The sequence below is a fragment of the Mycobacterium sp. NPDC003323 genome (assembly GCF_053589535.1).
In genome coordinates this window covers 535,176-549,566 of sequence record NZ_JBSFSB010000001.1, presented here as the reverse complement: position 1 = coordinate 549,566, position 14,391 = coordinate 535,176, and the positions used below count along the sequence as shown (strand labels likewise).

9 protein-coding genes are annotated in these 14,391 nt (G+C 64.6%); 4 read left to right on the top strand and 5 right to left on the bottom strand.

The features are described 5' to 3' along the window. The first annotated feature begins 16 nt into the window (after positions 1-16). Entirely contained in the window at positions 17-1,015 is a 999-nt protein-coding gene (gene fni, locus ACWDUN_RS02350) for a type 2 isopentenyl-diphosphate Delta-isomerase (protein WP_449926173.1), read from the top strand. Here the strand turns inward: fni and ACWDUN_RS02345 are convergent. The 3 genes from ACWDUN_RS02345 to ACWDUN_RS02335 are packed head-to-tail and all read right to left on the bottom strand — an operon-like array spanning position 1,012 to position 2,520. After that, the gene (locus ACWDUN_RS02345; protein WP_449924042.1) at positions 1,012-1,281 is read right to left on the bottom strand and encodes a cytochrome C oxidase subunit IV family protein; all 270 of its coding nucleotides are present in this window, start codon (positions 1,279-1,281) and stop codon (positions 1,012-1,014) included. The two genes, fni and ACWDUN_RS02345, sit on opposite strands and share 4 nt — an antisense overlap. A gap of 1 nt (position 1,282) precedes the next feature. Further along, positions 1,283-1,864, bottom strand: a complete 582-nt coding sequence (locus ACWDUN_RS02340) for a cytochrome c oxidase subunit 3 family protein (protein WP_449924039.1) — start codon at positions 1,862-1,864, stop codon at positions 1,283-1,285. After that, positions 1,861-2,520, bottom strand: coding sequence for a hypothetical protein (locus tag ACWDUN_RS02335; RefSeq protein WP_449926171.1), 660 nt, complete (start codon positions 2,518-2,520; stop codon positions 1,861-1,863). The genes ACWDUN_RS02340 and ACWDUN_RS02335 overlap by 4 nt, the downstream gene beginning before the upstream one ends. Before the next feature lie 206 nt (positions 2,521-2,726). Here ACWDUN_RS02335 and ACWDUN_RS02330 point away from each other — a divergent pair, with 206 nt between their 5' ends. The 3 genes from ACWDUN_RS02330 to ACWDUN_RS02320 all read left to right on the top strand — a co-directional run bounded on the left by ACWDUN_RS02330 (position 2,727) and on the right by ACWDUN_RS02320 (position 9,897). Beyond that, positions 2,727-5,150, top strand: coding sequence for a TPR repeat region-containing protein (locus ACWDUN_RS02330; protein ID WP_449924036.1), 2,424 nt, complete (start codon positions 2,727-2,729; stop codon positions 5,148-5,150). A 1,523-nt stretch (positions 5,151-6,673) separates the two neighbouring features. Next, entirely contained in the window at positions 6,674-7,564 is an 891-nt protein-coding gene (locus ACWDUN_RS02325) for a hypothetical protein (RefSeq protein WP_449924033.1), read from the top strand. Between the two features lie 929 nt (positions 7,565-8,493). Then, positions 8,494-9,897, top strand: a complete 1,404-nt coding sequence (locus tag ACWDUN_RS02320; protein ID WP_449924031.1) for a hypothetical protein — start codon at positions 8,494-8,496, stop codon at positions 9,895-9,897. 97 nt (positions 9,898-9,994) lie between these two features. On the opposite strand, the gene ACWDUN_RS02315 is transcribed toward ACWDUN_RS02320, so the two are convergent. Both ACWDUN_RS02315 and smc read right to left on the bottom strand, forming a co-directional pair. After that, a complete protein-coding gene (locus ACWDUN_RS02315) occupies positions 9,995-10,723 on the bottom strand; it encodes a hypothetical protein (protein ID WP_449924028.1) in 729 nt (242 codons plus the stop codon). Between the two features lie 60 nt (positions 10,724-10,783). Next, positions 10,784-14,371, bottom strand: a complete 3,588-nt coding sequence (smc, locus tag ACWDUN_RS02310; protein WP_449924025.1) for a chromosome segregation protein SMC — start codon at positions 14,369-14,371, stop codon at positions 10,784-10,786. Positions 14,372-14,391: the final 20 nt, after the last annotated feature.

Genomic DNA, 14,391 nt, shown 5'->3' with positions numbered 1-14,391 from the left:
CGGCTTCGACGACCGCATGCAGATGCGCAAGCGTCGGCATATCGACGTGTGCCTGTCGGAGGCCGTCCAGTATCAGACAGTCACCACCGGACTCGAGCGTTATAGGTTGCCCTACAACGCGTTGACGCAGACCAGCCTGACCGGTATCGACCTGAGCACGGAGTTCCTCGGGGTGCGGTTGCAGGCGCCGGTGTTGATCGGGGCGATGACCGGCGGGTCGCAACTGTCGGGCACCATCAACCGCAACCTGGCCACCGCGGCGCAGGCGCTCGGGGTGGGGATGATGCTCGGATCGCAGCGCATCATGCTCGGCGAGGAGTCGGTGAACACCTTCCACGTGCGTGACGTGGCGCCCGATGTGTTGCTGGTCGGCAATATCGGCCTGGCACAGCTCAACCGGGCGGTGGTGCCCGAGCTTCGCCAGGCACTGCAGAGCGTCGGGGCCAATGCGCTTGCCGTGCACACCAATCCGCTGCAGGAGGCGGTGCAGCACAACGGCGACACCGATTTCACCGGTTCCTTGGCGCAGCTGCGCGCGGTGGTCGACACCATCGGCTATCCGGTGCTGCTCAAGGAGGTGGGTCACGGTATCGGGGCGGTGGCCGCGCGTGCGTTGAGCGATATCGGCGTGGCCGCCGTGGACGTGGCGGGCGCCGGTGGCACCTCCTGGGCACGGGTTGAGCAGTTCGTCCGCTACGGCGGTATCAACGATCTGGGGCTGGCCGAATGGGGCATTCCGACCGCGCAGGCGCTAATCGAGGTGCGTTCGGTGTTGCCGTCGATGCCGCTGGTGGCCTCCGGCGGCATCCGCACCGGGATGGACGCGGCCAAGGCGATCGCACTGGGCGCCGAGGTGGTGGCGGTGGCCCATCCCCTGCTGGTGCCCGCCATCGAGTCGGCCGCGGCGGTGCAGGAATGGCTGGAGCGTTTCATCGGTGAGCTGCGGGTGTGCCTGCACGGGTGCGGTGCGCCGGATCTGGCGGCGTTGCGCGCCGGCGGTGTCGACCTGGTCTAGAGCCACAGGTACAGCGCCGAGAGCAGCGCCCACATCCCGATGCAGTAGGTCTCGAACGCGGCCCGCAGCGGTATCGGGGCGTGCCGCAACTCCATGAAGTCCAGGCCGACCAGGCGGACCTTGATGGCGGCGATGCCCAGCACCAGCACCGCCACCGATGATCCGGTGCCGTGTTCGGCGCCCACTGCCCAGGACAGCACGGTCGCGGCGACCAGGAACAGCCAGCTGGCGCCGGCGCGGTTCTTCACCAGGTTCAACACGGTCATTTCAACTCACCAGGTACAGCAGCGCGAACAGGAAGATCCACAGCAGGTCGACCAGATGCCAGAAACACGCGCCGCCCTCGACCAGGGCGGTGCGGGTGTCGCTGAGCTCGGGCCGACGGGTCTGGCTCAGGACGAACGTCAACGCACCCAGGCCCAGGCAGACGTGGAACAGGTGCAAGCCGGTGAGGATGAAGTAATACAGGTAGAAGTCGTTGGCGCCCGGACCGTGTCCTGCGGTGGCCAGCGAGACGTACTCGTAGACCTTCAGAGCGATGAACAGCAGACCGAACAGCATGGCCGCGGCGGTGGCTCTGGTGGCCAGCTGGCGGCGGCCGGCGCGCAGCGCGTTGAGGGTCAGCACCACGCACAGCGAACTGGTCAGCAGCACAAGCGTATTGAGGACGCCGACGCCGATGTGCAGGGTGGTGCGGGCGGTGTCGAAGACCTCGGGTGCCTTGGCGCGCTCGACGAGGAACGTCACGAAGAACGCGCCGAAGACCAGCATGTCGCCGAACAGGAAGACCCAGGTGCCGCTCTCGCCGGGGATCCGTCTTTCTTGCGGGCGTGCCGCGGTCGCCGTCACGCGGGAACGAGGGCGTGTTGTTCGGCCTTGATGGAGTTCAGCAGCACCGCGGTGGTGCTGAACAGCCACACCACCAGGACCAGGCCTGGGATGTAGAACGCGAAGATGCCGTCCCAGGCCAGCGGGCCGTCGTTGAAGACGACGACGACGCAACCCGGCAGCGACAGGGTGGCGACCCACAGGTTGAGGTAGCCGTACCAGCGCGGGAAAGTCGGCGGGTTGGCCCTGTCGACGAACGCCGCGCCGGCCAGGGTCAGGTTCTGGATGATGATGGTGCCGACGATGCCGATGAACCACAGCCAGAACACGTCGTTGAGGGCCTGGGTGAGTTCGGCGGAGCGCTCCTCGGGGCGGAAGGCGGCCACGCCGAGAAAGAACTGCGGAAACAAAAGCGCGGGGACGAAGACGGTGGCGGCCATCAACTGGGTCATCGAGAGCATGCCGAACTGGCCTTCGACGCGTCGGATGCGCAGGATGATCGTCGCGAGGAAGGGCAGGGCGAGGACCGCGCTGAGCAGCGCACCGGAGACGCCGAAGCGGATCCAGAGTTTGTGCTCGACGAAGAAGGCCGAGATCTCGTCGGCCGAGGCGGCCGGTGACAATGGTGGGAACAGTTGGGCGATACCGGAAAAGCTGGCGCCGTAGAGCAGGATCATGATGGTTCCGCACCAGGCGCCGATGCGTTGCAGGGTCAGCTCCACCTCGGGGACGCTACCCGGATCGAGGTGAGGTTTTGTCATTTTTGCCGTTCTGATGCGCCCCGGTCGCGTCACCGGCCGACGCATCTGTATCCAAATTGGTGCGCGTTCTGGCATCGTCCCGCAAATAGACTTGAGCCCGGATAGAGGGGGTGGACGTTCCGGTGGGTGCGCTCGAAGGCTTCTTGTCGACGTGGGACAAGGCTCGACAGACCTTTGGTTCGGGTGTTCCGCAGACCGGCGAGCAGTTCGATCAGAGCGCACAGCTGGAGCAAATGCAGTCCACGGTGCAGACCGCCGCCCCGGGGTCGCTGTGGACCGGGACGGCGGCCAATGCCTACGGCGCGGTGAACACCGAGCACGCCCGGGTGTTGGGAGAGCTGGCCGCCCTGGACAGGCGGCTGGCCGCCCACGTGAATGAGTCGGCCAACGTGGTCGCCACCGGCCGACAGAACCTGGACACCCTGCGCCAGTGGGTCGTCGACGCCGCGGCCTCGGTGCCGCCGGGCAAGAACCGCGAACAGCTCCTGCTGCCCATCGTGCAGAAGGGTCTCGGCGATCTGTCCGGGATTGTGAGCGACTCCAACACCGAACTGAACCGCGTCGCGGGCAACATCACCAAACTCGGAAACGAGTGGGATGCGTTGCAGGATCAGAAGTTCGGTGGGGCCGGCAAGGAGGACAGCGAGGATAAGCGCGACGACGAGGTTCAGTTGGTGAACCACGAGGAGAAGTTGGAGGAAATTACCTCAGCTTCTGAGACTGGCGCATCAGACGCGGAAGCCATGCAGGATGGTCAGCTGACCCCAGAGCAGCAGCAGCGCCTCGAAGACAACACCACTCTCACGCCCGAGCAGCAATCCGCGCTCGATAACGGCAATCTTCAACTTCCACCTGAGCAAATGTCGTACTTGCAGGGCTTCTCTCGGGCGTTCGGCGATAAGACCCCGGCCGAAATAAAAGCAATCATGGACAAAGCCGGCCCTCCCGGAGGGCAAGTCGCCGATGCATTTCAGATTGCCTCGAATCCGAACATCACGACGGGACTGCCACCCACCGACCCACCCTCAATCGAAAACCCCTCCAGCGGAGGAAAGTACGCACTTCCTGACGGTATCCAATCAGTGCTCGACGGTCCGGCAATGACACAGCCAATGTCGACTGGGGTGTTCGAAGATGGCCGGTGGATAGTGCCTCCCGAGCCAACCGGACCACTACAGCCGACCCAAGGGTTCAATGAGCTTGCGGACATCATTCAGAGCGGAAACCGGGATCTCCAACAAGGGACTGCCCTCGATGCAGGGCTGCTGACGAAGAGCCAAGAGATGCTCGACATAGCTAATCAGCGTCCCATTCCTCAGGCAGAGGGCCCTGGCTTCGGCCCGCTAAGCGACCCCGTTCGCTGGCATCACGAGAATGTCGATCCCACATTGCAGAACATGTTCAATGCCGTGAACAAAGACGAGATGGTGATCCACGATGCGTTTGCGTCAGATACGCCCGCTGTCAATCCCGACGGCCGCAGCACCTTCCTGACACCAGAAGGAAAAGCGTTCCTCGACGACATCACCGAACACCAGTGGCAAGACGACGGATTAGCCGCAGGAGGTCTACTCGACTGGATCGATGGCGCCGCCGCTGAAGATTCATCTGGCCGCGCAGCTGCGACAGCTCACGCTCTCGCCGAGTACACCAGCGATAACAATGATCGACTTCTGAACTTGCCTGGCGCCGACAATCAAAGCCTTGGTGAAGTTAATCCCGAACTGACCCGGGACATGGCACGAGCATTCTCTCCGTACTGGGATGACATGGTCGGCCCGAGCAACGGCGACAGTAACGGCGGTTTCCCACCGCTGGATCTCGCCAAAGACGGCTTGGCGCCCACACATACTCGTGATCTGTTGAGTGTGATGTACTCCGATCACCCGCCGATTAACGATGCTCCAATAGACGTCAACGCTCCACGCACCGCTAGCGAGATCGCAATGGGAGGTGTCCACGACCACATGAACAAATACTTCGAGGGATCTGCGGCATCAATCGTGGACTCTGAAGCCGGCGAATCACACTCGAGGATGATCGCCGCAGGGCGTCTCCAGGCCGCCCTTGACTTGGGAGCCTATGACGAACGCTATAACGCCGCACAGGACACCGAGACAGCAAGGAAGGAGGCTTACACCTTGCGCTCTAAGGCCTATGACGGAGCCATGTTGGTCACCGGACTTGTCCCCGGTGCAGGCCCCGCGGCATCAGTGGGCGGATTCATGAAAGAATTCTTCATCAGCCCCGACAGCGTTGCGCCCGGTGTAACGGGCGTCGCGACGCGCGACATGCAAGTTGTCCAGATGCAGATGGCCGAATCGCTGATACCTGCCGGGGTGGGGAATCCGCAGTTGCGCGAAGAATTAAAAGGTCTACTCATAGGCGGCGACCTGATTGCGCCCTCGCAAGACACAGATGCGTTCTATGACTTCCAAGACAACTTAGGTAGTTACATCCACGACGTACCAGCCGCCGAGTCGCTCATTCAATCGTATTGGGAGACATACACTGGCGCGATAGCCAATGCGGAGCCTCAGAAGTGATGTCACTGACGTCATTTCGATTGGCCTCGTTTGGGGTCGCCGCATGCCTGCTGGCCGCATGCGGCGCCCCGAACGACGAGACGGCCCAGACTCCTGACGAGCCCGCAGAGCGCGATGGTTCGAACTGGCCAGCGCTGCTAGACGACTTCCGTTTCCACTGGAGTGCGGATCCCACTATAGATTTGACGTCACCGCCGGCCAGCGTAGTTCGGGCCTATGTAGAGTCTTACTCGATCGTTAATTACACTTTCAATGCTGCCAACTCATACCTTGGATTTGACCGTGCTACACCGGAAAACGAGTCCACGGAGTCGGAACACTTTCTATGGCAGCTCATCAGGGTCCGCCCACTCGGCGACGGCGCCCTGTCGCGCCCAGAGGACGCGCGGCCGCAGTTCGGATATCAGCCGCTTCACGTCCTCGAACTGACACCGACCGACAACGGGTACCGCGCCGTCTTGTGCTCTGGCGACTATGCACGCTTCGTGCCTAGTAGCACTCAACCCGGCAAGTTTGCATCGGTGGTCTTCAACGAGGAACTGGGTACCACCGTTCCTATCGACAATCCTGGTGTCGGGGTGCGACTAGTCGAACTAGCACAGCGCGATCGTTCTGCCGGGTCGACCGCGCCTACGACGCCGATGAGCCCGCAAGAGGGGCCGCTGCCTGCGCCAATCGATGATGTTTTCGGCGATTGGTCCGTGACCGGTTCTAGCACTACTTTCTGGGGACCAAATGATCGGTTCGTCGACATTGCGTCCCAGTACCAAGAACGCTGTGAAGCAGCGATGCCTGATGCACCCGAAGTTCGGCGGAACCTGATGAGTGGACTCAGAAGCGAACCGCCGGCGCCTGGCCAAGCCGTTCCCGGATGGCCCGGTCACGCTAACTAATAGCAACTCACTAGCACGGCGCCCCATTCGCAGTCGGAACAACGGTAGATCATGCACTAGCCGCTGAACTGCTTGTGCGGACCAAGTCGCAAAGCAGGTCACCAAGACGGCAAGCTCCACAAACGCCTACTTGTCAGATTTCGCCCGGCGCGCCGGTAACCGCGGCAGCCCTACCCGGCAGCGCGTACCGACCCCTGACACTGCCTAGGAGCCACCTCATCGGCGGCCTTGACCAACCAACATGAGACGACGTTGCCGCAGTGCAAGAAGTGCACTAGACGGGTGGAGCGGTCGCTTAAACTGACAGTTGCGCACGGATGGCTAGCATCTGCTTATGGTGCTCGATAGCAATGGGGGTGGCTTCGTGGTGGCGCGCAATTCTCAAAGGTGGCGCCGGTGACGAATCCCCCACCGCCCGGCAATTGGGGTCCATCGCAGCCCGGACCTCAACCGCCGTATGGCCATGGTCAACCGCAGTATGGCCACGGCAGTTGGCCTCCGTCGCAGGGCTGGGGGCCTCCACCGCCCAAGAACAACGGCTTAAAGTTTCTCTTAGTTGGTATTGCAGTTCTGCTAGTTATCGCTGTCTCGGTTGGCGCAACACTGCTCGTTACACGCGACGGACCAGAAGTGCCATCCTCCATCGGAGATTTGCCGACAACCGAGGACATAGCCAGTGCAAGCGATGCTGCGCCTGTAAGCGTCATTACTGAGGATCCGTCGTGCGCGCCCTCGCGCGCGATATTCGATGCAATCTCTGCTACTCAGAAAAAAGGTTGGAATACCAGCGATTTTACGAAGCCCACGTCGTCATGGACTGACAGCGAGCGAAACCAGTACAACGAAGTTGCCGATGCGATGCGAAGCGCTGCGGATCAGACCGTGGAACTAGCGAAACTGACGCCGCACCGAGCTATGCGCGAATTGTACTTGCAAACGATCGCATACTGGCGCGCATACGCAGACAGCATTAGCGACTACAAGCCCGCCGATCATGAACTCGCTAAAACGGCAGGTGCGATCTCTAGCGCAATTGTATGGATCTGTAGCGCCATAAATAATCAGTCAGCCGCGACATGGGGAGCTCTCGTCGAGTCCGCCCCAGAGCCAATTTCGCCCAACTCCGACATCAATATCGCCAATCCGAGAATTTTTATGGACTCTTCGCCGAATGATCAGTGTCCTACGTTCAAAGAGGCTATCGAGCGATTTGAAACTGCTGCAGCTCCATGGTACGCGCTGGATGCGAACTTGCCGGCGACGCAGTGGACACCCGAGCAGCAAGCGTCGATGAAACAAACTTCGGCTGAGATGGAGATTCTTGCTCAAGAGCTAGAACAAATCGGCCAAGCATCGGGCGACACAATTTTCAATGACTTTTCCTCGTTGGCAGCACAATATTGGAGGGCATTTGGTAGAGCGTTGCCTACATACACGACGGCGGATAGTTACTTGTCGAGTGCCGCTTCCTCGATTGGGTTTGCAATATTCGACGGGTGCACATTCGCGAGTAGCAGCTAATGGGATTTCCTCGGCCTAGCGGTAATTATGCCAGTGAGATGCTCGCTAATGGCGGATGGCCCGACTTAGACGAACAATCATTGGTTGACCGAAGCGCAGCGCTAACCCAGTTGTTGAAATCTCTTACCACCAGTTCGGAGTCTTGGCTCCGCGAACATACAGAACTAGCGAGCGGAGGCGTGTGGTCAGGATCGGGTGCCTCCGCTGGAACCGTCGCAAGCCAGAGTCGGGCTTCCGAAATGCAGTCTGCACAAATCTCACTTGTTAAGGCGATATGTTGGCTTAACTATGCCTACGCGATTACTTTCACCACGAAGCTTACGATTTTTAATCGCGTCCTGTCAGCGCAGGGCGAGATAGCCAAACTCGAACTGACAAACCTTCGCCCCGAAATACGGCAGGACCGAATCGACGCGATTGTTGCGGCAACAAACAATGCCAACATCGACGACGTCACATCTGCTGCTGGATCGGTTCCATTTTCGAACTTGAGCATCTCCGATGATCAGATCGAAGCTGCCGTCGAATCTTTAACCCGGCCCGGTTCCGCGGACGGTGATCTGTTGCGAGAAGATATGCCGTCGACAAACGCCCCCTCTTCGAATACGTCGAATTTTGCAGCATCGCCGGTTTCGCATGGCACGGCGCCGGCACCTCGCTATACCAGTCAGAGTCGAAATGATCCCTCTACTCCGACTGCTTCAAACACGGAATCGTCGGAGGAGACCGCACCGCCTCGACAAGTTAGTTCAGATCAGGGCGACCCCTCCACCACGACTACGCCGTCCCAAGCGCAGAGTCCAGCGCCTGTGGCACCGCCTCCGCAATCGACATCGCATAGGGGAGATGTCAGCACTCCAACGTCGCCGCCACCGCAGCCTCCGCGGGGACCCTACACGGAGGGCCCATTTACCAGTCCCTCTGCCCCGGTGAACAGCCAGCCCTCACCCCCCATCCCCACCGGCCCCAAAGGCTCCCCCACCGCCCCCAGCCTCGGCTCCGGCGGCGGCTCAGCCTCGTCCGGAAGCGGCGGCCTGGGCTCCTCGGGCAGCGGCTCCAGCGGCGGTTCCCAAGCCCCTGCTGCATCCGCCGGCAACAACACCAATTCCGGTGCGGCTCCGGTCAACACGCCGCAACAAGACTTCCAGAAAGGCTTCAACGAGGTCACCAAAGCCGCCGCCTCAACCCAGACACCGCTGTCCCAAACACCGCTGGGCTCCCCGGCGCCCGCAGCAGCCCCGGCTCCGGCTCCGCCGGTCTACCAGCCGCCGGACACCTCCGGGTCCACCTCACCGGCGGCCGCGGCCAACCACACCAGCGGCGCAGCCGCACCCCACGCCCCGACCGCCGCGCCGGCGCCCGCCACACCCCCGCCGGCCGGCGCGCCGGCGATGCCGCTGGCCCCTCCCTCCACCCCGGCACCGGCCGCACCCGTACCCCCTGCAGCCGGCGGACCCGTCGGCCCCGCGGTGGCCCCGGCATCGACCAACCAAGCCGCCGCAGGCGCGGCAGCCGCCCCCGTACCCATCTCCGCGGCCCGCGCCGAGCGCGACGCCATCGCCGCAGCCGCGACAGCCGGAGCCCTACGCCGCCAGGGAAACAACCCGCGCCAACTCGCCCGCCACATCGCCGCCGCGCTCAACGTCGACATCACCGACCCCAGCCTGTTCTGGATCACCGCCGTCACCGGCGACGGCCACATCCTGGCCGCCAACAACTACGGCCTGGCCTACATCCCCGAACACGTCTTCCTGCCACCACAGGTCAAGATGGTCACGGCCGACGAATCCATCCCCGCCCACACCCGCGGCACCTGGGCCACCTATCCCCTACTCGCCGTCCAGGAATGGGCACGCCACCACAACGCCACCCTGCAAGCCGTCGTCGGCAAAGAAGAAAACCTCAAAGGATTCGACCTCGGCGCCGCCCGCGACATCCTCACCCCCGAAGACATGCCCGACAACGGAAAAATGCAGGGCCGCAACCGACTCGAAGTCATCGCCCCCGACGTCGCCACCAAACTCGCCGCCATCGGACCCACCGGACTGGCCGAACTCCTCCCACCCGCACCCGCAGACAACACCCCACCACCGAACAACCGCATCAACCTGCTGCTCGAAGTCTGCAAACCACTACTCAGCGCCAACCCCGACCGCGCCGGCGCACACCTCAAAGCCATGGTTGCCTACGCCGACCATCTGCAGGCCGTCGCGCTGCACAGAGCGCACACCGCGTTGGATCCGGACCTGCAGCGCGCGGCGATCACCGACTGGATCTACTGGCAGCACGTCAGCGTCCTCACTTCGGACGCACTTTCCGCGATGGTGAGCTGACCGGTTGGTACTACCGGCAGTATCACTTCCGGCCGGTACTGCGGGTAGTACTACGTTTCGAGACGCTTTGTCGGCTGGAATCCGACGCAACAAGCAACTACAGGTTGATCGTCGAATCCCGCTGAGACCCCGGTTGCGCCTCGTCGACTGGAGCGCGCTCCCCGGAACCATCGGCCGCAGGCCCCGTGTCATCCGCTTTCGCGGATTCCGTGACCTGCTCAACCAGCTGTGTGACCTGCTCACCGACCTGTTGCGCACCCTGCATCACCGACTGCGGCAGCGACCCTGCCATGCCCGCGACCTGCTGCGGAATCTGGCCGGCCTGCTGGGCCATCTGCATCGGCATCCCCAACATGCCGCCCATCCCGCCGGCACCGGCTGCAGCGGCCGGGACACCCGAGGCGGCAGGGGCCGCAGGCGCACCACCGGCAGGGATGGCGCCCCCACCGCCGGCAGGAGCGCCTCCCGAGGCCGGCACTCCACCACCAGAAGCCGGTGCTCCACCGCCAGAAGCCGGCGACCCACCCGCAGGCGGGGGCGTCGCCTTTTCGATCCTGCTCCGCAACAGAGCGTCGGTCTGCGCATAGCGCCTGGCGGCCTCGACGACGGACTCCGCGGTGCTGATCGCGTTCCGCTTCATCGGCGGCAGACCCTCGATGATCGGGTTCTCCGCCTTCGGAATCTCCATGGCCAGGGTTTGCGACAGTTCGTCGGGACCTGCGGCGACCGTGAACGGCTCCAACTCCCCCGGCAATCCCTGTGCCGCGCTCAACAGCCGCTCCCCTGCAGCCTGGAGCAGTTCGGCGTCCACCTTCAACGGTTCCATCGGGCCCCCTCCAACCCCAAAGACCCTACCGGAGGCCGCCACCCCCGAATCGCACCAAAATCAGCCGGCCCCGACCAGATCCTGCCCGCGCATGCGCTGCGAGATCACCTGCGTGATGCCGTCACCCTGCATGGTCACCCCGTACAGCGCGTCGGCGATCTCCATCGTCGGCTTTTGATGAGTGATCACGATCAGCTGCGACTTCTCTCGCAGTTGCTCGAACAACCCCAGCAGGCGGCGCAGGTTCACGTCGTCCAACGCCGCTTCGACCTCGTCCATGATGTAGAACGGCGACGGCCGCGCCCGGAAGATCGCCACCAGCATCGCCACCGCGGTCAGCGACTTCTCACCACCGGACAGCAAGGACAAGCGCTTCACCTTCTTGCCCGGTGGCCGCGCCTCCACCTCGATGCCCGTGGTCAGCAGATCTTCGGGATTGGTCAGCAGCAGCCTGCCCTCACCGCCGGGGAACAGCGACGCGAAAACCTGCGTGAACTCTCGTTCCACATCGGTGTACGCGTCGGCGAACACCTTCAGGATGCGCTCGTCGACCTCGGCGATGACATCGAGCAGATCCTTGCGCGCGGCCTTCACATCCTCCAACTGGGTGGACAGGAAGTTGTACCGCTCCTCCAGCGCCGCGAACTCCTCCAGCGCCAGCGGATTCACCCTGCCCAGTTCGGACAGCTCGCGCTCGGCCTTCTTGGCTCGCCGCTCCTGGGTGGGCCGGTCGAACGGCATCGGCGCCGGCGCGGTGACCTGCTCACCGCGCTCGCGCGCCTGCTCGTACTCGGCCATCTCCAGGTCGGTTGGCGGCAGCGGCACATCCGGACCGTATTCGGCGATCAGGTCCGCCGCGGCCAGCCCGAACTGTTCCAGCGCCTGCTGCTCCAACTGCTCGATGCGCAGCGCCGCTTGGGCTTTGGCGACCTCATCGCGGTGCAGCGAATCGGTCAGCGCGGTGATCCGCGCGCTCAGTTCGGTGACCTCGGTGCGCGCCCGGTTCAGTGCCTCGGCCCGCTGCCCCCGCTCGACGGCCAATCGGTCGCGGGTGCGCGAAGCCGCAGCCACCGCCGACGCCAACCGGGCGGCCACCATCCGGCCCCCATCGGCGACAGCGGCCGCCACTGTCGCGGCGTGCTCACGCGCCTCCCGCGCCCGCGCCGCCCGCAGCCGGGCCTCGCGTTCGGCGGCAGCCGCGCGTCGCAGCGAATCCGCGCGCCCGCGTACGGCATTGGCGCGTTCCTCGGCGGTGCGCACGGCCAGCCGGGCCTCCACCTCGGTGGCCCGGGCCGCCTCGGCGGCCATGGTGAATTCGTGCCGGTCCTCGGTGTCGTCGACCTCGAACATCGGCGCCTGCTGCGCGTTGTGCAGCCGAGACTCCAGCTCCGTCAGCTCCTCGACGGTGGCGACGCGACCGGTCTCCAACTCGTCGCGCTGCTTGAGTAGCCGCTGCCATTCGGCGTCGGCGTTTCGCGACTCCTGGCCCAGCCGGCCCAACTGCTCGTAGATCGACGAGATCGCGGCGTCGGATTCGTTCAGCGCGGCCAGCGCCTGCTCGGCGGCATCCTGTCGGGCCGCCTGTTCTTCCTTCGCACCGGCCAACGCCGCGGCCAGTTCGGCGGCCTGACGTTCGGCCAGTTCCAGCTCGGTCTTGGCCTTCTCGATCTCCGAGGCGATCTCCAGCGTGGACACCTTGCGGTCCGAACCACCGCTGACCCAGCCCGCGCCGACGAGATCACCGTCGGCAGTGGCGACCCGAAGATGCGGACGCGCCGCCACCAGGTCGAGCGCCGCGGACAGATCGGCCATCACGGCAACGCCGGACAGCAGCGCGGTGACTGCACCGCGCAGCCGCTCGGGCGCCTCGACCAGATCGACGGCCCACTGACCGCCATCGGGCAGGACCTCGCCGCTGCGGACGTCGTGAATCGGCCAGTCTCCCAACAGGATTGCCGCGCGGCCACCGTCGGCCTCCTTGAGCGCGGCGACCGCGGCCCGGGCGGCGCCGACGTTCTCGGCGGCCAGCGCGTCGGCGGCCGGTCCCAGCACGGTCGCCACCGCCACCTCGTAGCCCGGCCGCACCCGCACCAGTTTCGCCACAGACCCGAAAAGCCCTGTCTCGGTATGATTTTCGGCCAACCAGGTGGCGCCGTCCTTGCGCTCCAACCCGACCGACAGCGCATCGATGCGCGCCTGCAGCGACACCGCGGAACGCTCGGCGCTGCGTTCGGCGGCCTGAAGCTCGGCCACCCGCTCATCGGCGACCCGTAGCGCGGTCACCGACCGGTCATGCTGATCGTCCAGGCCCACCTCGCCCTCGTCGAGTTCGCCGACGCGGGCCTGCACCGTCTCGAACTCGGCCTGGGCGTGCTGCACACGCGCGGCCGCCTCCTCGATGCGGGTGGTCAGTGTGGCGATCCCGTCATCGGTGGATTCGACGCGGGCGCGCAGCGTGTCGACCTTCCCGGCCAGCCGGGCCAGGCCCTCGCGACGGTCGGCCTCGGCCCGCGCTGCCGCCCGGTGCGCGCGCTCGGCCTCGGCGGCCAAGTTCTCCCGCTCGGCGAGTTCGGCCCGGGCATCCTCCAGGGCCACGCGCGCGGCCTCCAATTCACCGAGCAACTCCATCTCGTGCTCGGCGACCTCGTCGGCCTCGGCCTCCAGCGCGTCGGGATCGCGCCCGGAACCGGTCTCCGGTTCGACCTCGAGCAGCTGGGTGCGTTCGGTGGCAATCCGAACCGTCGCACTGACCCGTTCGGCCAACGCCGACAACCGGAACCAGGTCTGCTGGGCCGCCTCGGCCCGCTCGGTCAGCTCGGCGACCGCCGATTCGTGGGCCTCCAGCTCGGCGCCGGCGATCTCCAACCGCCCGGTGGCCTCGTCGTGCTCGCGACGCAGCGTCGTCTCGGCCTGGTTGGTGTCGTTGAACTCGGTCTGGCGGCGCAGCAGGTCGTCGGCGGCCAACCGGAGCCGGGCGTCGCGCAGATCGGCCTGGATGGTCTGGGCACGCCGGGCCATCTCGGCCTGACGGCCCAGCGGCTTGAGCTGACGGCGCAGCTCGGTGGTCAGATCGGTCAAGCGGGCCAGGTTGGCCTGCATCGAATCGAGCTTGCGGACCGCCTTCTCTTTGCGCTTGCGGTGCTTGAGCACGCCGGCGGCCTCTTCGATGAAGGCGCGACGGTCCTCGGGACGGGACTCCAGGATTTCCGAGAGCTTGCCCTGACCGACGATGACGTGCATCTCCCGGCCGATACCGGAGTCACTGAGCAGCTCCTGCACATCCATCAGCCGGCAGCTGCTGCCGTTGATCTCGTACTCGCCGGCGCCGTCGCGGAACATCCGGCGGGTGATCGACACCTCGGAGTACTCGATGGGCAGCGCGTTGTCGGAGTTGTCGATGGTCAGCGTCACCTCGGCGCGGCCCAGCGGGGCGCGCGAGGACGTCCCGGCGAAGATGACGTCCTCCATCTTGCCGCCGCGCAGCGTTTTGGCACCCTGCTCGCCCATCACCCAGGTCAGGGCGTCGACGACATTGGATTTTCCGGACCCGTTGGGCCCGACGACGCAGGTGATGCCCGGTTCGAAACGCAGAGTCGTCGGCGCGGCGAAGGACTTGAAGCCCTTCAGCGTCAGACTCTTGAGATGCATGACGTGAAACCCTACCGTCG